This is a genomic window from Micromonospora sp. LA-10, assembly GCF_051853095.1.
In the GTDB taxonomy this organism is placed as follows: domain Bacteria; phylum Actinomycetota; class Actinomycetes; order Mycobacteriales; family Micromonosporaceae; genus Micromonospora; species Micromonospora echinospora_A.
Map to the genome: position 1 here is coordinate 5871825 of NZ_CP195710.1, position 22071 is coordinate 5893895.

The following is a 22071-nucleotide window of genomic DNA, read 5'->3' on the forward strand; positions in this document are numbered from 1 at the left end:
CCTTCGAGAGGCCGGAGCGCCGGTGGATCTGAGCAGCAGAGTCGAGGACGTCGCGTGGATGCGGCTTGAGCACGCGTACGACGACGCGACGGACCTGCCCGCTCTGCTGCGGGGGATCGGCGTAGCGGAGCATCCCGACCAGATTGTCGGGATGCTCCGCGACCGGCTGGTTCACCAGGGTCACGTGGTGTACTCCGCGACCGTGGAAGCCGTCCCGATCCTCGTGGACATGGTGTCGGACGGCAGTTGTCCCGCCCGGCCGGCGATCGTCCGGTTGATCGGCGACCTCGCCGCAGAGGCCGCCCGGGTCGGGGCGGAGCAGGAGACAAAGGTCCGTTGGTCGCGGATGTGGCGCGGGAAGCTGCCACTGATGGCTGACCTGCTGCGTGATGACGACGTCGAGGTGCGGCGGGCCGCTCCGGCACCGCTGGCTTCGGCGGAGTTCGACCAGGACCGGCTCCTGGAACGGTTGCTGGAGGCGTACGCGGCGGAGCGGGACGAGCCGGCGCGGCTGGGGCAGCTGACCGCCGTTGCCGACCTGCTGCCTGCGGTCCCGCCGGCCGTGCGGGCCCTGACGGTCGACCGGGCGGCCGAGATCGTGTCGGGCGGGTCGCCGCAGGTGCGGATGGCGGGTGCCTTCGTGCTTCGCCAGGTCGAGCCCGTCGGTGCCGGCGTCTTCCTCGACGCGCTCCGCGCGCCCGATGTCGAACAATGGCGGCGGACCTGGTGTGTGCCCGGCCGACGCCAGTCGATCGTGTCCTGGGTCGACCAGCGGCTGCGGGAGGACCGGGACCTCCGCCTGGCCCTCGGGAAGGGGCTGGTCGCCTCGGCCGACGCGGCGACCCGGGTGTCGGCGTTCGACGTGCTGATGCGGGTGGCGTCGAGGTGGCGGTCCCCGATGGTGGATGTCGCCGCCGCGGGGTTCCACGCGCTGGACGATCCGGACGAGGCCGTCAGCAGCAGGGCGCTGTTCGCGCTCGCGGTGTCCAGGTCGCGCGAGCCCGAGCACGCCGATCGGCTCGCGGAACTCGCCGAGGGCCCGGACGGCTATCCGCGGCTGGCGGCGATCTGGGGCCTGGCCCGGATGGGTGACTCGCGGTGTGTGCCGCACCTGCTGTCGTCCCTGCGGTCCGCACACCTCGGATACCGCGATCACCAGGTGTACGAGGCCAACGTGTCCCGTCCCGTCCTGCCATCCGTCGACGAGATCCTGCTGGAGGCGGCCGCGTGGTCCGACAGGCTGCTTTCCGGCGTCCTGCGGCGGTTGGCGGGAACGCCGGCGGGCGCCGAGCGTCGTGCGCTCCTGCGGACCGTCGCAGGGTGGGGGCCGAAGGCCGGAGCGGCGCTGCCCGTGCTGGTGGACGGCCTGGCGACACCGGACCCGACCCTTGAGATCATCGCACTCGCCGCGATCGGCGCGACCGCGACCGATGTGCCGATCGGACTGCTGCGACCAGCGTTCCAACGGGTGTCCGCAGCGCCGGGCGTGGACCGGCTCACGCTCATACGCGCGTACACCCGGATCACCGCCGACGTCGGACCGGTGCTCGCCGAGCTGCCTGACGCCGGATCGGACGAACCGCTGTCGGACTCGGCCCTGCATCTGATCGGCGCGTTGGGGCCGGCCGGCGCGGACTACGCCGGCCGCCTCGAACAGCTCCTGCCTGGACTGGGCAGGTGGGCGACACTCGGCGCGGCAAGGTCGCATTGGGAGATCACCGGGCAGGCCGGGCCCGGTGGTCGGGCCCTGACCGGGATACTCGTCGATCTCGAGAGGGGTCGGCCAGCGGTCAGGGCCGACCTGCTGGCGCTCACGCAGACAGCAGAGATGGGATTTGCCGACCCCGCACTGGTCAGCGTGCTGTGGTTCCTGGTCCGGGCCGAGGCGCGTGTGACCGGCCCGGCGGGCGGTTGGCAGAGTATCGATCTCGACGAGACCATGGCCGGAACCGCCCGCCGCATTCTCGACGCCGGAGAAAGGGCGGTTCCATGACCGGCTGATCGCGGGTCGGATCGGTGCTGCTTCGGGATCCTGAGATGCGGCCGCTGCGGGATGAATTGCAGGATATTCAGCCTCCGTAAAGGCTTGCTCTTGCAATGACAAGATCGGCGGTATGTACGCTGCGGATGTCGGTACCGCGACGGCGGCGCGACCCCGTGGACCGGAACGGCGGCCACGGCCTTCCCTCACTGCGCATCATGTGAGTGATGCGTCTCCAGCGGCGTTTCTGTTACCTCGACACGCCGCCAACCATATTGACATTCATCACGCTTAATTGTCCGGTTCGACCCTTGTTGGCCGCGAACCGGACCCATAGCGTGGGCGGCGCGTCTAGGGTCTACGGGGAGCGGCGCGATGAAACTTCAGATTCGGCTTCTGGGCACAGTGGAGCTGTGCGTCGACGGCGAGACCGTCACGCCCGGCGCGGCGAAGAGACGGGCCGTCCTGGCCGGGCTGGCGATCGAGGCGAACCACTCGGTCTCCCTGTCCCGGCTGGCCCGGATGGTCTGGTCCGACCACCCACCGACGTCCGCCACTGCGAACCTCCGAACGCACGCCGCCGGCCTGCGGCGCACGGTCGGCGACCGGTTGGTCGCCCGGCCGCAGGCGTACGAGTTGCGGCTGGCGCCGCACGAGCTGGACGTGACCGAGTTCCAGCGGCTGGCGGCGCAGGGGCGGTCACTGCTCGCGTCGGCCGATCCCGCGGGAGCGATCGACACGCTGAGTTCCGCCCTCGCCTGGTGGCGGGGCCCGGCCGGCGACGGGCTGCCCCGGGGCACCGCGCTGGACAACCGGTGGGCCGCCCTCGACGAGCAGCGGCTCCAAGTCTTCGAGGAACTGACCGAGGCGCGCCTGGCCGCCGGTGAACACGCGCACCTCCTAGCCGACCTGCGCGCGCACCTCGCCGCGCATCCGCTGCGGGAACGGGCCTGGGAGCACCTGATGCTCGCCCTCTACCGCTGCGGAGACGTGCCGGCCGCGCTCACCGTCTACCGGGACGCCCGGGCCGTCCTCGACGAGCAGCTCGGCCTCGAACCCGGCGCGGAACTGGCCCGGCTGCACCGGGCGATGCTGGACCGCGCGCCGGAGCTGTCCTACGTCGAGCCCGCAGGCGCCGTCGCTACCGTCTCGGCGCCGGTCGCGGACCTCCGTCCCGCCGTCGGCTGGGCGGTGCCGCGGGAGCTGCCGGCGGACCCGCTCACCTACGTCGCGCGTACCGCGGAGACCGCCGACGTGGTGGCGGCGGTGACCGCCGAGACCCCGGCCGCCGTGGTCGTCACCGGCGCCCCGGGCAGCGGCAAGACCACCCTCGCGGTACGCGCCGGGCACGCCGTGTCCGACCTGTTCACCGACGGGCAGGTCTTCGTGGACCTCGGATACCGGACCTCGGTGACGGCGGGGGAGGTGCTGGCCCGGGTGCTGCGCGCGCTCGGCGTACCGGCCGCGGACGTCCCCGAGAAGACCGACGAGCGGGCCGGCTGGTTCCGCTCGCTGGTGGCCGGCCGCCGGCTGCTGCTCGTCGTCGACGGGGTCACCCGGGCGGCGCAGGTGCGTCCGCTGCTGCCCGCCGGCCCCGGTCCGGCGCTGATCACCGTCGCGCAGCGGAATCTGGGCAGCCTGGACGGCGTACGCCGGGTGGCGCTGCGCCCGGTCGGGGGCGCGCAGGCCCGCGACCTGCTGGCGACGCTCGCCGGGCCGGAGCGGCTGGCCGCCGAGCCGGCCGCCACCGCCGACCTGGTACGGATCTGCGGCGGTTCGCTGCTCGCCCTGCGCATCGCCGGCGCCCGGCTGGGCCGGCGGTCCGGCGCATCGGTGTCCACACTCGTCGCGGAGCTGGGTGACGGGCGGGACCGGCTGGACCTGCTGGCCTACGAGGACCTGTCGGTACGGGCTAGCCTGGCCACCGGCGTGGCTGTGGTCCGCTCCGACGACGAACTGGCCGGGCGGATGCTGGAACTGCTCGCCGCGCGGCCGGGCACGCCGGTGGACACGGCCGCGGACCAGCTCGGCGTCTCCCCGCAACGGGCGCACCGCGCCCTGGACGACCTGGTCGACGCGCACCTGGCCCAGCGGGACCGGCACGGTGACTACCGGCTGCCGACCCTGGTGAGCGACTACGCCGCCGAACTGGCAGCGGTGGGCCACGTGCCAGTGCGGGAGGCGACCGGGCAGCTGTTCGACCCGTGGGCCGCCTGACGGCCGGATCGGCGCTGGAATCGGGGTGGGACGCCTCTGGTGCGCGGGCCGGTCACGGAGCGACACTGAGTCATGACTCCTCAGCGCGTACCGCTGCTCGCCGGCCTGGTCGTGCTGCTCGCGGCGGCCTGCACGGCGACCGGCCACGACGGCGCGTCCACGGCGCCCACCCCGACGGCCGCGGCGGCCCCCGCGGCGACCGCGACGGAGACGCCCACCCCACCCACCCCGCCCGTGCCGACCGAGGGCGCCGCGACAGGCGGCTCCTGGCGAGTCACCTGGGACTGGGCCGTGCCGGGCCAGCCGGCCCGGGTCGCCCACCGGGTACGGGTGCCGGTCACGCCGCCGCCGGGGGAGCCGCTGCCCGTCCTGGTGGCCGTGGACGTCGGCGACCACCCGGCGGACGGCTTCAGCCGGATCACCTTCGCGTTCCGCGGACCCACCCCGTCCTACCAGGTCGCCTACGTGCCGCGGGTGGTGACCGAGGGCCGGGGCGCGCCGGTCGCGCTGCCCGGCACGGCGTACCTGTCGGTGCGGTTCGAGCCGGCCCAGGCGCACGACGCGCGCGGCGGCGGAACGGCGGACCTGCCGCCGGCGGCGATCCGCTTCCCGACGCTGCGCGGATGGGCGGTGGCCGGCGACTTCGAGGGACATCTCAGTTTCGGGCTCGGCCTGCTGCCGCCGGACGGCGGCCGCCTGCCGGTGCGGCTGGGGGAGTCCACCCGCCCGGACGGTACGCACGTCGTGGCCGTGGACGTGCGGCGCAGCTGATGTCGGCCCGCACCGGGCGGAGCGGCGCGGGCCGACGGGGTCAGCGGTCGATGATGGTGTTGTTCTCGTCGATGCCGTGGGTGCGCCAGTAGACGTCCCACTCGTCGTCGACGTGCTTCGGCACCTTGCCCTCCGGGTAGCGCACGTACGGCGGGGACGGCTCCTCCCCGTCCGGCACGCAGGAACTGCCGCCCTGCGGACCGACCGCGATCACCGGGTACTCGTCGCTGCCGCAGATGCTCTGCCGCAGGGAACAGCCGGTGGTCGCCATCAGCCCGGCCAGTCCGAGCACGGCAAGAACGATCATGATTCGAGTTCGCACGGGGAGAATTGTCGCCGCCCCGGGCGGGCCCGCCATCGGTACGGGTACTCAATTCCAGGGGACGGCCCGGGCTCAGGTCAGCTCGCCCCGCACGATCGCCACCGCCACCCGGCAGAACTCGTCCATGTCGGGCTGGAAGCCGGCCGCGATGTCCGGGTGCAGACCGGAGCGGGTCTCGTCGAGCAGGCGGCGGCACACGTCCTCCACCGGCTCGCCCGCGTAGCCGGAGCGGACCCGGTCCGCGGCGGCCTGCAGGGCCGAGGTCAGCTGATCTTCCAGCGGGCCACGCAGCTTCCGCTGCACAGGGTCAAGCCCGCTCGGGTCGAGCGTGACATGTGGCTCCGACATCGGCGCTCCCTTCGTCGGCGTCCGCGGTACCCCACCGCGGACGTCGGTCAAACCATCGTCGGTACGGCCGACACCCGGACCAGGTACGAGAACTCCTCCGCCGGCTCCTCGACGTACGACAGCCGGCGGATCTGCCGGTCGTCGGACCAGAGCGCGACGTCGACGAGCACCCCGAGGTGGGCGAGGCCGATGGTGGCGACCCGCTTCTTGTCCTGGAGCACCGCGCACACGCCGCCCAGCAGGGTGCTGGCGTCGGAGGTGCGGTGCCCGGGCGGGCACCGCAGGGTCAGGTCCACCTCGACCGGGCCGGTGAGCGGGGTCCACCCGGTGCGCTGGGCCGCCGCGCAGGCGGCCTGGAGCAGGGCGCGGACCCTCGTCGCCTGCCGGTGGCCGGCGGCGAAGATGGACAGGGCCTCGGTCTTGACCGGGGGCAGGCCGCTCACCTCGAACGTCAGGGCGAGAGCGCGGGTGTCCTGCACGACGGCACCTCCTCGGGGCGAATCCTGCCCAACCGGGGAACGAGCGGGCGGCACTTCCCGACAGAACCAACCGATCGGGCGGGCAGTGGGGGACGGCCGGAGGCGTATCGACGTCGACGGCGACGCGCCGGCTACGGAGCCAGCCCCACGCTAATGCACGACCGCTGACGCTCGGTAGCCTCGCCGTTTCACCACGTGGGACGGCGTGTCGGCCGCGCCGTCGTCGCGCCGCCCGGCGGTGTGCGCGCCGTCACCGTCACATGTCCGTGATGTTTCGCTCCGTCGCAGGTCGGGCACGTTCAGCCGCACGACACGCCCGGGGCGTTCGGCGATCGGGCCGATACTCCGGCCGAATCGCCGTGCGCCGGGGCACGGGTCACTCCCCGGTTCTTCGCCGAAGAGAGGGGGAGGGTGATGACGACAGTCCCCGACACGGCCGCACGACGGCCGGCCGGACGCGCGGCGGCGGCAGCCGCCGCGCTCGCGTTGGTGGCCCCGCTGGCCGCCTGCGGGTCCGGCGGCGGCGACGGCGGCGTCCCCACGATCAACCTGTACTACCCGCCCGAGCAGAACCTGCAGAAGGTCGTCGACAACTGCAACACGGCGGCGCAGGGCCGGTACCGGATCGACTACCGGGTGCTGCCGCGCGAGGCCGACGAGCAGCGGGTCCAGATGGTGCGGCGGCTCGCCGCGCAGGACAGCGGGATGGACGTGCTCGGCCTGGACGTCACCTGGACCCAGGAGTTCGCCAGCGCGAAGTGGATCCGGGAGTGGACCGGCCCGGACAAGGCCGAGGTGGAGCAGGGCACGCTGGCCGGCCCGCTGGACACCGCCCGGTACGAGGACAAGCTCTACGCCGCGCCCAAGAACACGAACGTGCAGCTGCTGTGGTACCGGACCGACCTGGTGTCGCAGCCGCCGAAGACCTGGGACGAGATGATCTCCGCCGCCCAGCAGCTCAAGGAGCAGGGCAAGCCGTACCAGGTGCTGACCATGGGCGCCCAGTACGAGGGCCTCGTGGTCCTCTACAACACGCTCGCCGAGAGCGCCGGCGGCAAGATCCTCAGTGACGACGGCAAGAAGGCGGAGATGGACGCCGGCGCGGTACGCGCGCTCGACCAGCTCAAGAAGTTCGCCACGTCCGGCGTGACGTCGCCGTCGTTCAGCAACGCGCTGGAGGACCCGGTGCGGCTGGAGTTCCAGTCCGGCAAGGGCGCGTTCCAGGTGAACTGGCCGTTCGTCTATCCGGCCCTCCAGGAGGCCAACCCCGAACTGGCGAAGAACGTGAAGTGGGCCCGGGTGCCGGGCATCGACCCGGGCACCCCCAGCAAGGTCACCATCGGCGGGGTCAACCTGGCGGTCAGCAGCTACTCCAAGCACCCGGAGGAGGCGTTCGAGGTGGCCCGCTGCCTGCGCAACGCCGAGAACCAGAAGTTCTCCGCCGTCAACGACGGCGTGCCGCCCACCATCGAGGCCGTCTACGACGACCCGGAGATGACCGAGGCGTACCCGATGAAGGAGACCATCCTGGAGGAGCTGAAGGAGCCGGCGGTGCGACCGCTGACCCCGGCGTACCAGAGCATCTCCACGGTGATGTCGGCGATCCTGTCGCCGCCGTCGGCGATCCGGCCCGAGCAGACCGCCGACGAGCTGCGCAAGGCGATCTCCGACGCGCTGGAGTCCAAGGGGGTTCTGCCATGAGCGTGAACGCCACTCCGGCCGGCGCGCAGGCCGCCGCCGAGGCCGAGTCCGAGAAGCCGGGCGGCCGGCACGCCGCCGTACCGGAGCAGCGGTCCCGGCGCGGCTCCCGCGCCCCGCTGAGCGAGAACAAGCGGGCCGAACGGCGGCTCGGCTGGCTGCTGTGCGCGCCGGCCGCGCTGGTCATGGTGCTGGTCACCGCGTACCCGATCCTGTACTCGGTCTGGCTGTCGCTGCAACGCTTCGACCTGCGCTTCCCCGACGAGCGGCAGTTCGTCGGGCTGGAGAACTACGTCACCGTCCTCACCAACGACTTCTGGTGGACCGCGTTCGGGGTCACCGCACTGATCACCGTGGTCACCGTCGCGATCGAGCTGGTGCTCGGCATGGGCCTGGCGCTGATCATGCACCGGACGCTCGTCGGCCGGGGCATCGTCCGCACCGCCGCGCTGATCCCGTACGGCATCGTCACCGTGGTCGCGGCGTTCTCCTGGCGGTACGCCTGGACGCCGGGCACCGGCTACCTGGCGAACCTGTTCGACGGCAGCGCCCCGCTGACCGAGCGGGCCAGCTCGCTGGCGATCATCATGCTGGCGGAGATCTGGAAGACCACCCCGTTCATGGCGCTGCTGCTGATGGCCGGGCTGGCGCTGGTGCCGGAGGACCTGCTCAAGGCGGCCTCCACCGACGGCGCGACGGCGTGGCAGCGGTTCACCAAGGTGATGCTGCCGGTGATGAAGCCGGCCATCCTGGTCGCGCTGCTGTTCCGCACGCTCGACGCGTTCCGGGTCTTCGACAACATCTTCGTGCTCACCAACGGCGGCAACGAGACGTCGTCGGTGTCGATGCTCGCCTACAACAACCTGATCCGGGGCCTGAACCTCGGCATCGGCTCCACGATGTCGGTGCTGATCTTCATCACCGTGGCGATCATCGCCTTCGTGTTCGTGAAGCTGTTCGGCACCGCTGCCCCGGGCAGCGACGATGGGGAGAGGCGCTGACATGGCAGTGGAAACCACCACGCGGGCGAAGGTGCGCTGGGGCCTGCTGGACGTCGTGGTCGTCGTCTTCGCGCTGGTCCCCGTGCTCTGGATCGCCTCGCTGTCGTTCAAGACCCCGGCCACGCTCACCGACGGCAAGTTCTGGCCGCGCGAGTGGACGCTGGACAACTACCGGACCATCTTCGACACCGACCAGTTCGTCCGGGCCCTGATCAACTCCATCGGCATCGCGCTGATCGCCACCACCATCGCTGTGGTGCTCGGGGCGATGGCCGCGTACGCGATCTCCCGCCTGGATTTCCCCGGCAAGAAGCTGCTGGTCGGCGTCTCACTGCTGATCGCGATGTTCCCCCAGGTGTCGCTGGTGTCGCCGCTGTTCGAGATCGAGCGGCAGCTCGGCCTGTTCGACACCTGGCCGGGCCTGATCCTGCCCTACATCACGTTCGCGCTTCCGCTCGCCATCTACACGCTGTCGGCGTTCTTCAAGCAGATCCCGTGGGACCTGGAGAAGGCGGCGAAGATGGACGGCGCCACCCAGGCCCAGGCGTTCCGGCGGGTGATCGCGCCGCTGGCCGCGCCGGGCGTGTTCACCACGGCCATCCTGGTCTTCATCTTCTGCTGGAACGACTTCCTGTTCGCGATCACGCTCACCTCGACCGAGCGGTCCCGCACGGTCCCGGTGGCGCTGCAGTTCTTCACCGGCGAGTCGCAGTTCGAGGACCCCACCGGGGCGATCTGCGCCGCCGCCGTGGTGATCACCGTGCCGATCATCCTGTTCGTGCTCTTCTTCCAGCGCCGCATCGTCTCCGGTCTGACCTCCGGCGCAGTCAAGGGATAGGTGATAGCAATGGCCGACATCGTGCTGGACAAGGTGAGCAAGCGGTTCCCGGACGGGACGACAGCGGTGCAGGACGTCGACCTGGAGATCGCCGACGGCGAGTTCGTGATCCTGGTCGGCCCGTCGGGCTGCGGAAAGTCCACCACGCTGAACATGATCGCCGGGCTGGAGGACATCAGCTCCGGTGAGCTGCGCATCGGCGGCGAGCGGGTCAACGACAAGGCGCCCCGGGACCGCGACATCGCCATGGTCTTCCAGTCGTACGCGCTCTACCCGAACATGACCGTACGGGAGAACATGGCGTTCCCGTTGCGGCTGGCGAAGATGGACAAGGAAACCATCAACCAGAAGGTCGACGAGGCGGCGAAGGTGCTGGAGCTGACCGCGTTGCTGGACCGCAAGCCGGCCAACCTCTCCGGCGGCCAGCGGCAGCGGGTGGCGATGGGCCGGGCGATCGTCCGCCAGCCCAAGGCGTTCCTGATGGACGAGCCGCTGTCGAACCTGGACGCCAAGCTGCGCGTGCAGATGCGCACCGTCGTCTCGCGGCTGCAGAAGCAGCTCGGCACCACCACCGTCTACGTCACCCACGACCAGACCGAGGCGATGACGCTCGGCGACCGGGTGGTCATCATGCGCAGCGGCGCGGTGCAGCAGGTCGGCCCGCCGCAGGAGCTGTACGACCACCCGCGCAACCTCTTCGTCGCCGGGTTCATCGGCTCGCCGTCGATGAACTTCGTGCACGCCGTCGTGGAGGACGGCCGGCTGCGGACCGCGATCGGTGACGTGCCGATCGGCGACCGGATCCGCCGCGAGCTGGAAGGCGGCGACGCGCCCCGGGAGCTGATCCTCGGCATCCGCCCGGAGCACTTCGAGGACGCCGCGCTCATCGACGACGAGACCCGCCGCCGGGGCGTCGAGTTCGAGGCGCCGGTCGACATCGTCGAGTCGATGGGCTCGGACAAGTACGTCTACTTCACCGTCGAGGGGGAGCGCGCCACCGCCGCCGAACTGGAGGAACTGGCCGCCGATACGGGCGCCGCGGACTTCGCCGGCGCCGGATCCAACCTGGTCACCCGCCTGTCGGCGGAGTCGCCGGTACGCGAGGGTGAGTCGCGCCGGGTGTGGTTCAACCTGGAGAAGATCCACCTGTTCGACCCGGGCAGCGGCCGCAACCTGACGCTGCACGAGGGCCGCTCGGCCGGCGCCCTGGCCGACTGACCCGCGACGTGCCGAAGGGCCGGTGGCACGCGGTGCCGCCGGCCCTTCGGCCTGTCCGGCCGGCCCCACCCTCCGTCGCGGCTGGCCTCCGTCGTCGGCCATCGGCGTGAGTGGAACGCCACGGGTGTCTCGGCGCGGTTTTGACACCCATGGCGTTCCACCGAGCACGAGCGCGTGCCGCTGCGGCCGTGCCGGACCCGCTCGGTGGCGTAGGGGGAGCCGTCGCTCACCAGGAGTGGCGCAGCTCCAGGCCGAGGAAGCGGGCGTAACCCGTCAGCGCGGCGTCCACCCGGGCGCGCAGCGCGGCGTCGAACGGCACGAGCTGCTGCACCGATACGGTCACCGCCCTCGCGCCGAGCGTCCGCGTCCAGGTGCCTACCACGCGCCCGCCGCGCACCACTGTGGAGCGGAACATTCCGTTGTTGCCGGGAACCACCGCCGCGGCGTGCGCCGGGTCGAGCATCAGTGACCTGTCCTTGAAGCCGAGCAGGTATTCGTCGAAGCCGGGCAGGGTGTGCACGTCGTCGACGGGCGCGCGGGGCGCGTCGAGCAGCGTGGCGTCGACCACCGCCGGCTCGCCGTCCACCTCGACCGGGGCGAGCAGGTCACCGGCCAGCGTGATCGCCCGGGTCGCGTCGGTGACGGTCAGGCCGGTCCACCGGGCCAGCTCGTGCCGGCTCACCGGGCCGTGCCCGCGCACGTAGCGGTGCGCCAGCATCGCCAGCGCCTCGTCGCGCTCCGGGCGGCGTGGATCGGGCGCCCACTCGTCGAGCAGGGCGAACGTCTGCTCGGTGCCGACGTGCGGGGCGATGCAGGTGACGCCGCGCTGGCTGGCGTACCAGAGCAGGTGGTAGCCGCGCTGCCCGTCCGTGTCCAGCCCGGCGGCGCGCAGCGCCGTCAGGCACTCGGCGCGGGAGAGCCGGCCGCCGCCGGTCAGCGCCGCACCCAGCACCTCACCGGCCCGTTCGCCGTCGGCGACGCTCAGCCCGAGCTGCCGCCACCGCCCGGCGATCCCGGCCAGCGTCCGCACCCCGGTCAGGTCCAGCATCCACCGCGCGTCGCGGGCCGGGACCAGATGCACGGTGCCGCGCATCGGCCAGGTGCGCAGGGCTTCCCGCCGCTCCAGCGCCGCGCGGATGTCGTCCTGGGTGGCGCCGGGAAGGCGTACGCCGAGCGACCACAACCCGCTCGCGGCGTCCTGGGCCTGCATGGCGCCGAACCACTCGACCACGTCGGCGACGCCCTCGGGGCGGGCCGTCGGGTGCGGGCGCAGCAGCAGGCCGGTCATCCGTAGCGCGAGCGCCTCGGCGCAGCTGAGGCGAACCGTCACGGGCGTCAGCGTAGGCCCGGGGTACGACAAGCCCCTGATCGCGCTGCGCCGGCCGCGCTGCCGACGAAGCGCGATCCCCCGTTCAGGTTCCCGGCGCGGGGGCAGCCGAAGTGGCTGGCGCCGGTTCGACCAGGATCCTCGCTGAGCTGGACCGGGAAAGCGTTTTCGCGCGGAACTTGCGCAAATCTTGAGCCTCGGTCGGCGAGTCCCGGCGACCGCCGCGAGGCGACCGCCGGGGTGTTCCCGGACATGCCACGCCCGCCGTTTGACGCGACAAGTAACGGGTAGTCGCGGGAGCTGACCCCAAACAAGGAGGGATCGTCTGATGGATGGCCAGGTCAAGGTCGCGGTGATCTACTACAGCGCGACCGGCATCACCTACCAGATGGCGCAGTCGGCCGTCGAGGCGGCGGAGGAGGCCGGTGCCGAGGTGCGCCTGCGCAAGGTGCGTGAGCTGGCGCCCGACGAGGCGATCCGCTCCAACTCGGGCTGGCAGGCGCACCGGTTGGAGACCCAGGACGTGATGGAGGCGCAGCCGGACGACCTGTCCTGGGCCGACGTGATCATCATGGGTTCGCCCACCCGGTACGGCATGGTCGCCGCCCAGCTCAAGCAGTTCATCGACACCACCGGCCCGCTCTGGGCCGCCGGCGCGCTCGCCGACAAGGTGTACAGCGGGTTCACCTCGACCGCCACGTCGCACGGCGGCCAGGAGGCGACGCTGCTGTCGCTGTACACGGTCTTCTACCACTGGGGCGGCATCGTGGTGACCCCCGGCTACACCGACCCGAGCCAGTTCGTCGCCGGCAACCCGTACGGCGCCTCGCACACCAGCAACAACGGCGAGGTGGCCCCGGACCACGTGGCCCTGGCCGCCACCGCGCTCACCGCCAAGCGGGCCACGCTCATGGGCGCCGCGCTGAAGCGGGGCATGGCCGGCTGACCGGCAGATGGCGACCGGTGGCCGGACGGGGGCTCTCGAACCCGTCCGGACCACCGGTCGCCCCTCGCCCTACCCGCGATCGACCGCTCCATGCGCGCTCAGCGCGGGCCGGTCGAGCAGATGTCCGAGCAGATCCGCCAGGACCGACGTGCCGTCCTGGCTGAGCACCGACTCCGGGTGGAACTGCACCCCGGCGAAACCCGTCCCGCGCAGCGCGTGCACCGCGCCGTCGGCCGGGTCGCGGGACAGCTCGACCGGGCCGTACGGGCCGGTCATCCGGTCGGCGTCGGCGCGGGCGGTGAAGCTGGCGTAGAAGCCGACCCGGCGGGTCACCCCGAACACCGGCACGTCGCGCGGCAACCCCTGGTACGGCGCGTCCCGGCGGTGCAGCGGCAGGCCCAGCAGCCCGGCGAGCAGCTGGTGGCCCAGGCACACCGCGAGCGTCGGCCGGCCCGACGCGAGCAGCTCGGCCAGCAGCGTCCGCAACGCCGCCATCTTCGGCGCGGCCGGGTCCCGCGGGTCGCCCGGCCCGGGGCCGACCACCACCAGGTCGTAACCGTCGAGCGGGCCCGGGTCCGGCCAGTCCCGCCGGGTCACCGCCAGGCCCAGCGCGCCGAGCTGGTGGGCGAGCATGCCGGTGAACGTGTCCTCGCCGTCGACGATCAGCGCCCGCCGCCCGGCCAGCCCGCGCAGCGCGAGCGCACCGGGCCTGCGCTGCTCCAGCCAGAACCGGGCCAGCGGGGCGTTGCGGGCGGCAAGCGCGGCGCGCACCTCCGGGTCGTCGGCGTACCTGACGACCGGCTCGGCGCCGGCGCCCGGCGCGTCCGGGCCGAGGCCGAGCGCGGCCAGCACGCCCGCCGCCTTCGCGTGCGTCTCGGCCACCTCCCCGGCGGTCGTCGAGTGCCGGACCAGCGTGGCGCCGACCGGCACCCGCAGCGCGCCCTCGGGGGAGATCTCGGCGGTCCGGATCAGGATCGGCGCATCAAGCGTCTGCCGGCCCTGCTCGTCGCGGCCGAGCAGCGCGAGGACCCCGGCGTAGTAGCGCCTTCCCGCGCGTTCGTGCCGGGCGATCACCCGGCAGGCGTTCTCCATCGGGCTGCCGGTCACGGTCGGGGCGAACATGGTCTCCCGCAGCACCTCGCGTACGTCCCGGGAGCACCGTCCGGCCAGCAGGTACTCGGTGTGCGCCAGGTGCGCCATCTCCTTCAGGTACGGCCCGACCACCTGGCCGCCGTGCTCGGCGACCACGGCCATCATCTTCAGCTCCTCGTCCAGCACCATGTACAGCTCCTCCACCTCCTTCGGGTCGTGCAGGAAGCGCAGCAGCGCGGCCCGGTCGACGGTCTCGCCCCGGTGCCGGAACGTGCCGCTGATCGGGTTCATCTCGACCAGGCCGTCGGAGACGCTGACGTGCCGCTCCGGGCTGGCGCCGACCAGGATCCGGGCGCCGGTGTACACCAGGAACGTCCAGTACGCGCCCCGCTCGCGCAGCAGCAGCCGGCGCAGCGCGGCCAGGGCCGCGGCCAGCGGGTCGCCCTGCACCGTGGCGCACATGGTGCGGTGGATGACGAAGTTCGCGCCCTCACCCCGGCCGATCTCGTCGGCCAGCACCCGGTCCACCAGCGCCGCGTACTCGTCGTCGGCGATGTCGAAACCCGCGCCGGTGGTGCGTACGGCGGCGTCGGGCAGCGCGCCGAGCAACTCGGCCAGCGGTATCCGCCGGTGCGCCTCGACGGTCAGGAACTCCAGCGGCATGCCGTCGTCCACGCACTCGAAGCCACGTTCGGTGACCTGCCGGAACGGCACCAGGGCCAGCGTGCGCGGGCCTACGCCGTCGTCGGGCAGCGGCAGGTCGGCGAGCCGGTCGGCGGTGCGTACCGGGCCGGTGAACAGGTCGACGTGGTCGGCGCCCTCGCGGCGGACGAGCGCGAACGGGCCGGGGTCACGGCCGGCCGCGACGGCGGCGAGCGGGTCGGACGGGCGGGTCATCGGGTCTCCTCGGTGGGCCGGTGGCCGCCGGTGAAGGCGACCCGGGATGCCGGGGAAGACCGGCGGCCGCCTCGTCGGGCGGCCGCGTGGGGAAGCTACGCGCGGGAGTGGGCCGCCGGGTCGGCGGGCCACCAGCAGGACAGGTGCGCGAGCATGACCGTGACTGTACGCGATCGGCCCGCCTCCGGTAAGCCGGTCGCGCCGGGTAGGTTGACCCGCGATGGACATTCTCGCTCTCGACCTGGGCACCTCCTCGGTGCGCGGGCTGGTGCTCGACGCGGACGCCGTGCCGCGTCCGGGCGCGCTGGCCCGTCGCCGGGTGCACCTGGTCACCGGGGACGACGGCACCGGGACGCTGGACGGCCCGGCCTACCTGGCGTGCCTGATGGAGTGCCTGGACGAGCTGGCCGCCGGCGGGCACCTGCGGGACGTGGACCTGGTGGCCACCTCCGCGCAGTGGCACTCGGTGCTGCCGCTCGCCGCCGACGGCGCCCCGTCGGGACCGGTGCTGACCTGGCTGGACACCCGGCCGGAGCCGCTGCCCGGCGCGGTCGGCCCGGCCGACCCGGCGGACTTCCACAGGCGTACCGGCACCTGGTGGCACCGCTGCTTCTGGACGGTGCGGCTGCCCTGGCTGCGGGCGCACGGCGAGCGGAACGCACGCTTCACCGGGCTGGCCGAGTACGTGCTCGGGGCGCTGCTCGGCGAGGTGCCGATGTCCATGTCGATGGCGTCCGGCACCGGACTGCTCGACCTGCGGCGCCTGGACTGGGACCCGGAGGCGTGCGAGCTGGCCGGGATACGCCCGGAGCAGTTGCTGCGGCTGGCCCCGGACGGCTGGCACGGACGGCTGAACGCGGAGCACGCGCGGCGCTGGCCGCAGCTGGCCCGGGCGCGGTGGGCGCCGCCGGTCGGCGACGGGGCGGCCGCCAACGTCGGGTCGGGCTGCGTCGACCCGACACGCGCGGCGGTGACAGTCGGCACCTCCGCCGCGGTCCGCATGATGCAGGCCGTACCGCCGGGCGCGGAACCGCCGCCGCTGCCGGAGCAGCTCTGGCGGTACCGGGTCGACCACAACCATGTGGTGACCGGCGCGGCGTACTCCAGCGGCGGCAACCTGTTCGCCTGGGCCAACCGGGAGCTGCGGCTGCCGGAGGGCGCGGCGCTCGAGGCGGCGCTGCGCCGCGCCTCCGGGTCGGTGCGGGCCAACCCGCGGCTGGGCGGTGACCGGCCGCCGGGCACGGCCCCGGCGGGCTCGGGCGAGCTGCGCGGGCTCAGCTTCGGCACCACCGCCGTGGACGTCCTCGCCGGGCTGATGGAGGGCCTGTGCCGGCTCGTCGCCGACGACCTGGCCCTGCTGGAGGGCGGCGTCGGCGAGCCGATGGAGGTGGTCCTCGGCGGCGGGGCGCTGACCGCCTCGCCGTGGTGGCGCGCGGCGTTCGCCGACGTGCTCGCCCCGCGCGAGGTGCGGTGGCAACGCAACCCGGAGATCGGGGCGGCCGGCGCGGCGCTCGTGGCGCTGGGCCGTCTGCCCGAGGCGGCCCACATCGGGGGCATCGGTCGAACGGACGAGACCGCCTCACACGCGTGACTGTCCGTCCGGAGCGCTGACCGGCCTGCTCGTGCCGTCCGGGCGGCCGTTGACACCGACCGCCGGCCTGGTTGGATGGACTCCGCTCCCCGACGTGGTGGAGTGGGACGAGGAGGCAGGCGTGGGCGCAGGTCCCGACCCGGCTCGTGGCGCTGTCGCGCAGCCGAACCGGCGGCGCTCCGGGTTCCGGCTGCGGGACTGGCGGATGGGCACCAAGCTCGCCACCGTGCTGGTGATCCCGTCGCTGGCGTTCCTCGTCCTGGCCGGCATCCAGACGCGCGGGCTGGTCGGGCAGACCACCACGCTGAGCGCCTTCGCCGAGCAGGTGGGCATCGGCCGGCAGATCGCCGTCGCCGTCGACCGGCTCCAGCACGAGCGGGACCGCACCGCCGGGGAGCTGGCGGGACTGCGCCGCGCGGGCACCGGCGCCGACCGGGACGCCGCGGTCGCCGCGCTCAAGCCCCTCCAGGAGGCCACCGACCGCGCGATGGCGGAGCTGCGTGCCGCGGCCACGCCGCTGGCCGACGCCGACGCCGACGCCGCCTGGCGCGTGTCCTACTCGGAGGCGCTGGAGGCGTACGACCAGGTGGTCAACATCCGGTCGGCGGTGGCGCCGGCGGTGCTGTCCAGCGACACCGTCCTCAGCAACTACCACCGGTCCGTCGCGGCGCTGCTGAATTTGCTGGCCGAGCCGTCGCCCGGCGGCGGCCGGCAGGAGCTGACCGAGGCGGTGCTGCGCTACGTGCAGCTGTCCCGCGTCAAGGAGCTGTCCTCGCGGATCCGCGCGGAGCTGTACGCCGCCGCCCGGTCCGGCCGGTACGAGGCCGACGACCAGGTGACGCTCAGCGACCTGCGGGCCCAGCAGCTCACCGCGCTCGGCGCGTTCCGGGTCGCGGCGACCGCCGACCAGATCCGCCGCTACGACCAGACCTCGGTCGACCCGGCCTTCGTCGCGGCCACCCGGATGGAGGAGCGGACCCTGCCCGGCGGGGGCGACGCGAAGCCGGTCCTGCTCGACGCGGCGCAGTGGTGGGCGGCGAGTGAGCAGCGGCAGGAGCTGCTGCGCCAGATGGAGAGCGGGGTCGTCGACGACGCGGTACGCCGGGCCGACGACGCCAGCGCCCGGCAGCTGCGCGACACGCTGCTGGTGGCCGGTGGCATCGCCACCGTGCTGCTGGTGGCGGTGCTGATCTCGCTGCTGGTCGGCCGGTCGGTGGCCCGCGGCATGCGGCAGCTGCGGGGCCAGGCGCTGCGGATCGCGCAGGTGGACCTGCCGCTGACGCTGGAACGGCTGCGTACGGTCGACCGTCCGGTCGGCGCGATCGACGTGCCGCCCGCGGTGATCGACTCGCAGGATGAGATCGGCGAGCTGGCGGAGGCGTTCGTCGCGGTGCACCGCAGCGCCGTGGACGTGGCGGTCGAGCAGGCGATGATGCGGCGCAACGTCAACGCCATGTTCGTCAACCTGGCCCGGCGCAGCCAGGTGCTCGTCGAGCGCCAGCTGGAGCTTCTCGACGACCTCGAACGCGAGGAGAGCGACCCGGACCAGCTGGAGAACCTGTTCAAGCTCGACCACCTCGCCGCCCGCATGCGCCGTAACGACGAGAGCCTGCTGGTGCTCGCCGGCAGCGAGTCGACCCGGCGGTGGAACCGCCCGGTGGGTCTGGGCGCGGTGCTGCTGGCCGCGAGCGCGGAGATCGAGCAGTATCAGCGGGTACGCCATGAGAACCGGACGGACCTGCACATCGTCGGGCACGCGGTGGGTGACCTGGTGCACCTGTTCGCGGAGCTGCTGGAGAACGCCACGGCCTTCTCCCGCCCGGAGACCACGGTGCGGGTCGTCGTCGAGCCGGACGGCCGGGGCGCGCTCGTGCAGGTCGTCGACGAAGGGCTGGGCATGAGCCCGGCGGCGCTGGCAGAGGCGAACGCGGTGCTGGCCGAGCCGCCGGCCGCCGACGTGTCGGCCTCGGAACGGATGGGTCTGTTCGTGGTCAGCCACCTCGGCGCCCGCAACGGCGTACGGGTGTGGTTGCAGGCCGCCGGCGCGGGCCTGGTCGCCCGGGTGCGGATCCCGGCCGAGCTGCTGGCCGAGGCGCCCGCGCCGGAGGCGGACCGGCCGTCCCCGGCCCGGCTCACGCCGGGGACGGACAACGCCGCCCGCGTGCTCACCGGCCCGGTCGCGGCGTCCGGCGCGCTGGCCGCGCCGACGGCCGAGCTGCCGGTGGCCGGATGGCGTCCGGCGCCCGGCCAGCCGGCGGCGCTGCCGGTGTCGCCGCTGACCGGCCGGCCGCTCGGTGACGGGCCGGAGGCGTCGCCGGCCGGGTCGCCGGCGCCCGCCGCGCCGGCCGGCGCCGTGCCGCGACCCCGGCCGGGCCGGGCCGAGGACGTCCTGACCCCGGCTGCCGCCGGCCCCGCTGGTGGCGGCTGGTTCAGTCGGCAGGGGCCAACGGCGTCGACGCTGGGTGTGACGCCCGCCCCGGCGGCGACGCCGGTGACCGGAGGGACCAACGAGCGCGGGCTTCCGGTACGCGTGCCGATGGCCCAGCTCGCCCCGGCGTCCCCCGCTGACCGTCCGGTGATGCGGCACGAGCCGGACCCGGAGGCGGTCGGCGGCATGCTGTCGCGCCTCTACAGCGGGGTGCGGCGCGCCGAAGCCGAGGAGACCACCGAGATGTACCTGCCGCGCGACGAAGGAGGACGACGACAGTGACGACGTTGAGCCAGGAGGCACGCGACCTGAGCTGGCTGGTGAACGCGTTCGCGGAGCGCGTTCCCGGGGTGGCGCACGCGGTGGTGGTGTCCTCCGACGGGCTCCTGGTGGCGATCTCGGCGCATCTGCCCCGGGACCACGCGGACAAGCTCGCCGCGGTGACCTCCGGCCTGATGAGCATCACCGCGGGCGCGGCCCAGATGTTCGACGGCGACGTCGTCAAGCAGACAGTGGTGGAGATGGGGCGCGGCTACTTCCTGGTGATGCAGATCCGGGACGGCTCGATCCTGGCCACGCTGGCCGGGGCGGACGCCGACATCGGCGTGGTCGGCTACGAGATGGCGCGGCTGGCCAAGCAGGCCGGCGAGATGCTCACCCCGGCGCTGCGGGCCGAACTCCAGCAGGCGCTGCCGCGCTGAGACGCGGCCCGGCGCGTGCGCGCCGATCCGCCGACGTGGGGGCCCGGCCGGCACGCAGCCGGCCGGGCCGTACCTCCTACAGCCCGTTGCGGCGGATCACGTCGCGGTACCAGTGGGCGCTGCGCTTGAGCACCCGCCGCTGGCTCGGGTAGTCCACGTAGACCAGGCCCCAGCGCTGCTCGTACCCCTCGGCCCACTCGAAGTTGTCCAGCAGCGACCAGACGTGGTAGCTCTCCAGCGGCACGCCGTCGCGGATCGCCCGGTGGGCGGCGGCGAAGTGGTCGCGCAGGAAGCTGACCCGTCCGGCGTCGTCGATGTTGCCGTCCGCGCCGGGCACGTCGGGGCAGGGCAGGCCGTTCTCGGTGATGGTGATCGGCACCCGGCCGTAGTCGCGGGTGACCCGGGTCAGGATGTCGTACATGCCCTCGGGGTAGATCTGCTGCCACTCCGCCTCGGAGGTGGGCCACTTGCGGACCGTGCTGCCGGCGCCGGTGACGTAGATCGGCGTGTAGTACTGCACGGCGAGCAGGTCGACCGGGCTGGAGATGATCTTCAGGTCGCCGTCGCGGACGCCGCGGACCATCCGGCTGTCCGGGCCGCGGTCCTCCAGCACGTCCTGCGGGTACGCGCCCTTGAAGATCGAGTCGAGGTAGAGGCGGTTCTCGTAGCCGTCGTAGAGCTTGGTCGCGGCGGCCGCCTCGGCGGTGTCGTCGGCGGGGTAGCAGGGGTGCAGGTTGAGGGCAGGCCCGATCCGGCCGGAGACGCCGGAGGCGCGCAGCGCCTGCACGGCGAGGCCGTGGGCGAGCTGAAGGTGGTGGGCGACCAGGTACGCCGCGTCCTCGTCCTGGAAGCCCGGGGCGTGGTGGCCCCAGATGTAGCCGTTCTGCACCACGGTCTTCGGCTCGTTGATGGTCAGCCAGACCGGCACCTGGTCGCCGAGGGCGCGGAACACCGCGTCGGCGTACTCGGCGAAGCGCTCGGCGGTGTCCCGGTTCTCCCAGCCGCCGGCGTCCTGGAGGGCCTGGGGGAGATCCCAGTGGAACAGCGTGGCCATCGGCGCGATGCCGCGCTCGTGCAGCCCGTCCACCAGGCGGCGGTAGAAGTCGAGGCCGCGCTGGTTGGGGCGGCCGGAGCCGTCGGCCTGGATGCGGGGCCAGGAGATGGAGAACCGGTAGCTGCGCAGCCCCAGGTCGCGCATCAGGTCGAGGTCCTGGGCGTACCGGTGGTAGTGGTCGGCCGCGACGTCACCGGTGTCGCCGTTGCGGATGCGCCCCGGCGTGTGGCTGAAGGTGTCCCAGACGGACTCACCCCGCCCGTCCTCCTTGGCGGCCCCCTCGATCTGGTAGGCCGAGGTCGCCGCGCCCCAGCCGAAGCCGTCCGGGAAGCGCAGTCCGCGGTCCTGCTCCGGGTCGGTGGCGCGCTCGGGCGGACTGTCGCAGCCGCCGAGCGCGACGGTCGACGCGGCGGTCGCCGCCGCTGTGGCGCCGGCTAGCCCGGTCCGGGCCGCGCCGGCCGCGGTCGCGGACAGGGCGGCGCGGCGGAGCAGGCGCCGTCGGGTGAGTAACGACATGAGGTTTCTCCTCGGAGTGACGGGCCGCCCTGGGCCGGGAGCGCTCCCATCATAGCCAGGGAGCGGCCGGCCCTGATCCGGCGGTCGCGGCGAGGTGCGGCGCGGCCGGCGGGCGGCCGGAAAGTGGGTGGGCGGGGGCGTCGCTCGGGAACGCCGCTCGGGGCGGCGTGAGCGGCGAGGGATGGGGTGGATAGCGAGAAAGGCCGTCCGGGTGGCGTGACACGCCTGTCCCGTCGGCCTCTTTTGCCGTCGACAACGGGGGTTTAGTGTGGGGACGGGGGAGGGCAACCCCCGTCCCCACCGATGGTGCACACACGCACGAAGTGGAATTGGCGTCCGTCGTGCGCGTCGCGCGGGAGCCGGGCCACGCGAGTGGCTCTGGTTCCACCTCCCTCCGTCTGGCGGGTGGCGGCCGGTGGCGGCGTCCGGGCTGGTCCGCCGCCGGCCTCTGGGCCGACGCGCCGGGCACGGGCGTACCCGGCGATCCAGTACTTGTATCTCCGTCGATGGAAGCGCTCCCATCGGCGATGCTGCGACTGTAACGCCCGTCACGGGTTTGGAAAAGCCCCTAAACGAGATCGAAACATGGAAGCTCGTATCTGCGCTGGCCGTTGTGGTGGGAGCGCTTCCATGTCACACTCTCGTC

General features: G+C 73.2%; 17 protein-coding genes. 11 read left to right on the plus strand and 6 right to left on the minus strand.

Going from position 1 to position 22071, the window contains the following annotated elements; translation table 11 throughout:
* Nucleotides 1-22 precede the first annotated feature (22 nt).
* The 3 genes from ACSDG8_RS27600 to ACSDG8_RS27610 all read left to right on the plus strand — a co-directional run bounded on the left by ACSDG8_RS27600 (nt 23) and on the right by ACSDG8_RS27610 (nt 4969).
* A complete protein-coding gene (locus ACSDG8_RS27600) occupies nt 23-1993 on the plus strand; it encodes a HEAT repeat domain-containing protein (RefSeq protein WP_210895141.1) in 1971 nt (656 codons plus the stop codon).
* Nucleotides 1994-2356: 363 nt separating this feature from the next.
* A complete protein-coding gene (locus ACSDG8_RS27605) occupies nt 2357-4198 on the plus strand; it encodes an AfsR/SARP family transcriptional regulator (protein WP_210895142.1) in 1842 nt (613 codons plus the stop codon).
* Between the two features lie 72 nt (nt 4199-4270).
* A complete protein-coding gene (locus tag ACSDG8_RS27610) occupies nt 4271-4969 on the plus strand; it encodes an AMIN-like domain-containing (lipo)protein (RefSeq protein WP_210942484.1) in 699 nt (232 codons plus the stop codon).
* A gap of 40 nt (nt 4970-5009) precedes the next feature.
* Here ACSDG8_RS27610 and ACSDG8_RS27615 read toward each other — a convergent pair whose 3' ends face one another.
* The 3 genes from ACSDG8_RS27615 to ACSDG8_RS27625 all read right to left on the minus strand — a co-directional run bounded on the left by ACSDG8_RS27615 (nt 5010) and on the right by ACSDG8_RS27625 (nt 6118).
* Nucleotides 5010-5291, minus strand: coding sequence for an SCO0607 family lipoprotein (locus tag ACSDG8_RS27615; RefSeq protein WP_307856108.1), 282 nt, complete (start codon nt 5289-5291; stop codon nt 5010-5012).
* A gap of 72 nt (nt 5292-5363) precedes the next feature.
* Nucleotides 5364-5639 carry a hypothetical protein gene (locus ACSDG8_RS27620; protein WP_210891650.1) on the minus strand — a complete coding sequence of 92 codons (276 nt, stop codon included), beginning with the start codon at nt 5637-5639 and terminating at the stop codon, nt 5364-5366.
* A 47-nt stretch (nt 5640-5686) separates the two neighbouring features.
* Nucleotides 5687-6118, minus strand: coding sequence for a hypothetical protein (locus ACSDG8_RS27625; protein WP_210891652.1), 432 nt, complete (start codon nt 6116-6118; stop codon nt 5687-5689).
* A 414-nt stretch (nt 6119-6532) separates the two neighbouring features.
* Between ACSDG8_RS27625 and ACSDG8_RS27630 the strand changes: the two genes are divergently transcribed.
* The 4 genes from ACSDG8_RS27630 to ACSDG8_RS27645 are packed head-to-tail and all read left to right on the plus strand — an operon-like array spanning nt 6533 to nt 10873.
* Nucleotides 6533-7819: an ABC transporter substrate-binding protein gene (locus tag ACSDG8_RS27630; RefSeq protein WP_210891654.1), complete on the plus strand. Its 1287-nt coding sequence runs from the start codon at nt 6533-6535 to the stop codon at nt 7817-7819.
* Entirely contained in the window at nt 7816-8817 is a 1002-nt protein-coding gene (locus tag ACSDG8_RS27635) for a carbohydrate ABC transporter permease (RefSeq protein ID WP_247678048.1), read from the plus strand. The genes ACSDG8_RS27630 and ACSDG8_RS27635 overlap by 4 nt, the downstream gene beginning before the upstream one ends.
* Before the next feature lies 1 nt (nt 8818).
* On the plus strand, nt 8819-9655 hold the full coding sequence (locus ACSDG8_RS27640) for a carbohydrate ABC transporter permease (RefSeq protein ID WP_210891656.1): 837 nt from the start codon (nt 8819-8821) through the stop codon (nt 9653-9655).
* A 9-nt stretch (nt 9656-9664) separates the two neighbouring features.
* On the plus strand, nt 9665-10873 hold the full coding sequence (locus ACSDG8_RS27645; RefSeq protein WP_210891658.1) for an ABC transporter ATP-binding protein: 1209 nt from the start codon (nt 9665-9667) through the stop codon (nt 10871-10873).
* A 226-nt stretch (nt 10874-11099) separates the two neighbouring features.
* Here the strand turns inward: ACSDG8_RS27645 and ACSDG8_RS27650 are convergent, their stop codons facing one another.
* Entirely contained in the window at nt 11100-12203 is a 1104-nt protein-coding gene (locus ACSDG8_RS27650; RefSeq protein WP_210891660.1) for a winged helix DNA-binding domain-containing protein, read from the minus strand.
* A gap of 325 nt (nt 12204-12528) precedes the next feature.
* On the opposite strand from ACSDG8_RS27650, the gene wrbA reads away from it, so the two are divergent.
* Nucleotides 12529-13146 (plus strand): NAD(P)H:quinone oxidoreductase, encoded by a 618-nt coding sequence (gene wrbA / locus ACSDG8_RS27655; RefSeq protein ID WP_210891662.1) that lies wholly within the window; start codon nt 12529-12531, stop codon nt 13144-13146.
* 69 nt (nt 13147-13215) lie between these two features.
* Here the strand turns inward: wrbA and ACSDG8_RS27660 are convergent, their stop codons facing one another.
* Nucleotides 13216-15135, minus strand: a complete 1920-nt coding sequence (locus ACSDG8_RS27660; RefSeq protein WP_210891664.1) for a chorismate-binding protein — start codon at nt 15133-15135, stop codon at nt 13216-13218.
* Between the two features lie 220 nt (nt 15136-15355).
* On the opposite strand from ACSDG8_RS27660, the gene ACSDG8_RS27665 reads away from it, so the two are divergent.
* The 3 genes from ACSDG8_RS27665 (at nt 15356) to ACSDG8_RS27675 (ending at nt 19855) form a co-directional block, all read left to right on the plus strand.
* Nucleotides 15356-16726, plus strand: a complete 1371-nt coding sequence (locus ACSDG8_RS27665) for an FGGY family carbohydrate kinase (RefSeq protein WP_210942483.1) — start codon at nt 15356-15358, stop codon at nt 16724-16726.
* Between the two features lie 121 nt (nt 16727-16847).
* Nucleotides 16848-19436, plus strand: coding sequence for a sensor histidine kinase (locus tag ACSDG8_RS27670; protein WP_307871154.1), 2589 nt, complete (start codon nt 16848-16850; stop codon nt 19434-19436).
* Nucleotides 19433-19855 carry a roadblock/LC7 domain-containing protein gene (locus ACSDG8_RS27675; RefSeq protein WP_013287300.1) on the plus strand — a complete coding sequence of 141 codons (423 nt, stop codon included), beginning with the start codon at nt 19433-19435 and terminating at the stop codon, nt 19853-19855. The genes ACSDG8_RS27670 and ACSDG8_RS27675 overlap by 4 nt, the downstream gene beginning before the upstream one ends.
* 76 nt (nt 19856-19931) lie before the next feature.
* On the opposite strand, the gene ACSDG8_RS27680 is transcribed toward ACSDG8_RS27675, so the two are convergent.
* Nucleotides 19932-21425 (minus strand): GH1 family beta-glucosidase, encoded by a 1494-nt coding sequence (locus ACSDG8_RS27680; RefSeq protein ID WP_210942481.1) that lies wholly within the window; start codon nt 21423-21425, stop codon nt 19932-19934.
* Nucleotides 21426-22071 lie beyond the last annotated feature (646 nt).

Bases quoted from the DNA above. Each gene is read 5' to 3' on its own strand.
- ACSDG8_RS27680 (WP_210942481.1), bottom strand. From the start codon at position 21,425: ATGTCGTTACTCACCCGACGGCGCCTGCTCCGCCGCGCCGCCCTGTCC.
- wrbA (WP_210891662.1), top strand. From the start codon at position 12,529: ATGGATGGCCAGGTCAAGGTCGCGGTGATCTACTACAGCGCGACCGGC.
- ACSDG8_RS27660 (WP_210891664.1), bottom strand. From the start codon at position 15,135: ATGACCCGCCCGTCCGACCCGCTCGCCGCCGTCGCGGCCGGCCGTGAC.
- ACSDG8_RS27630 (WP_210891654.1), top strand. From the start codon at position 6,533: ATGACGACAGTCCCCGACACGGCCGCACGACGGCCGGCCGGACGCGCG.
- ACSDG8_RS27645 (WP_210891658.1), top strand. From the start codon at position 9,665: ATGGCCGACATCGTGCTGGACAAGGTGAGCAAGCGGTTCCCGGACGGG.
- ACSDG8_RS27620 (WP_210891650.1), bottom strand. From the start codon at position 5,639: ATGTCGGAGCCACATGTCACGCTCGACCCGAGCGGGCTTGACCCTGTG.
- ACSDG8_RS27605 (WP_210895142.1), top strand. From the start codon at position 2,357: ATGAAACTTCAGATTCGGCTTCTGGGCACAGTGGAGCTGTGCGTCGAC.
- ACSDG8_RS27640 (WP_210891656.1), top strand. From the start codon at position 8,819: ATGGCAGTGGAAACCACCACGCGGGCGAAGGTGCGCTGGGGCCTGCTG.
- ACSDG8_RS27610 (WP_210942484.1), top strand. From the start codon at position 4,271: ATGACTCCTCAGCGCGTACCGCTGCTCGCCGGCCTGGTCGTGCTGCTC.
- ACSDG8_RS27635 (WP_247678048.1), top strand. From the start codon at position 7,816: ATGAGCGTGAACGCCACTCCGGCCGGCGCGCAGGCCGCCGCCGAGGCC.
- ACSDG8_RS27665 (WP_210942483.1), top strand. From the start codon at position 15,356: ATGGACATTCTCGCTCTCGACCTGGGCACCTCCTCGGTGCGCGGGCTG.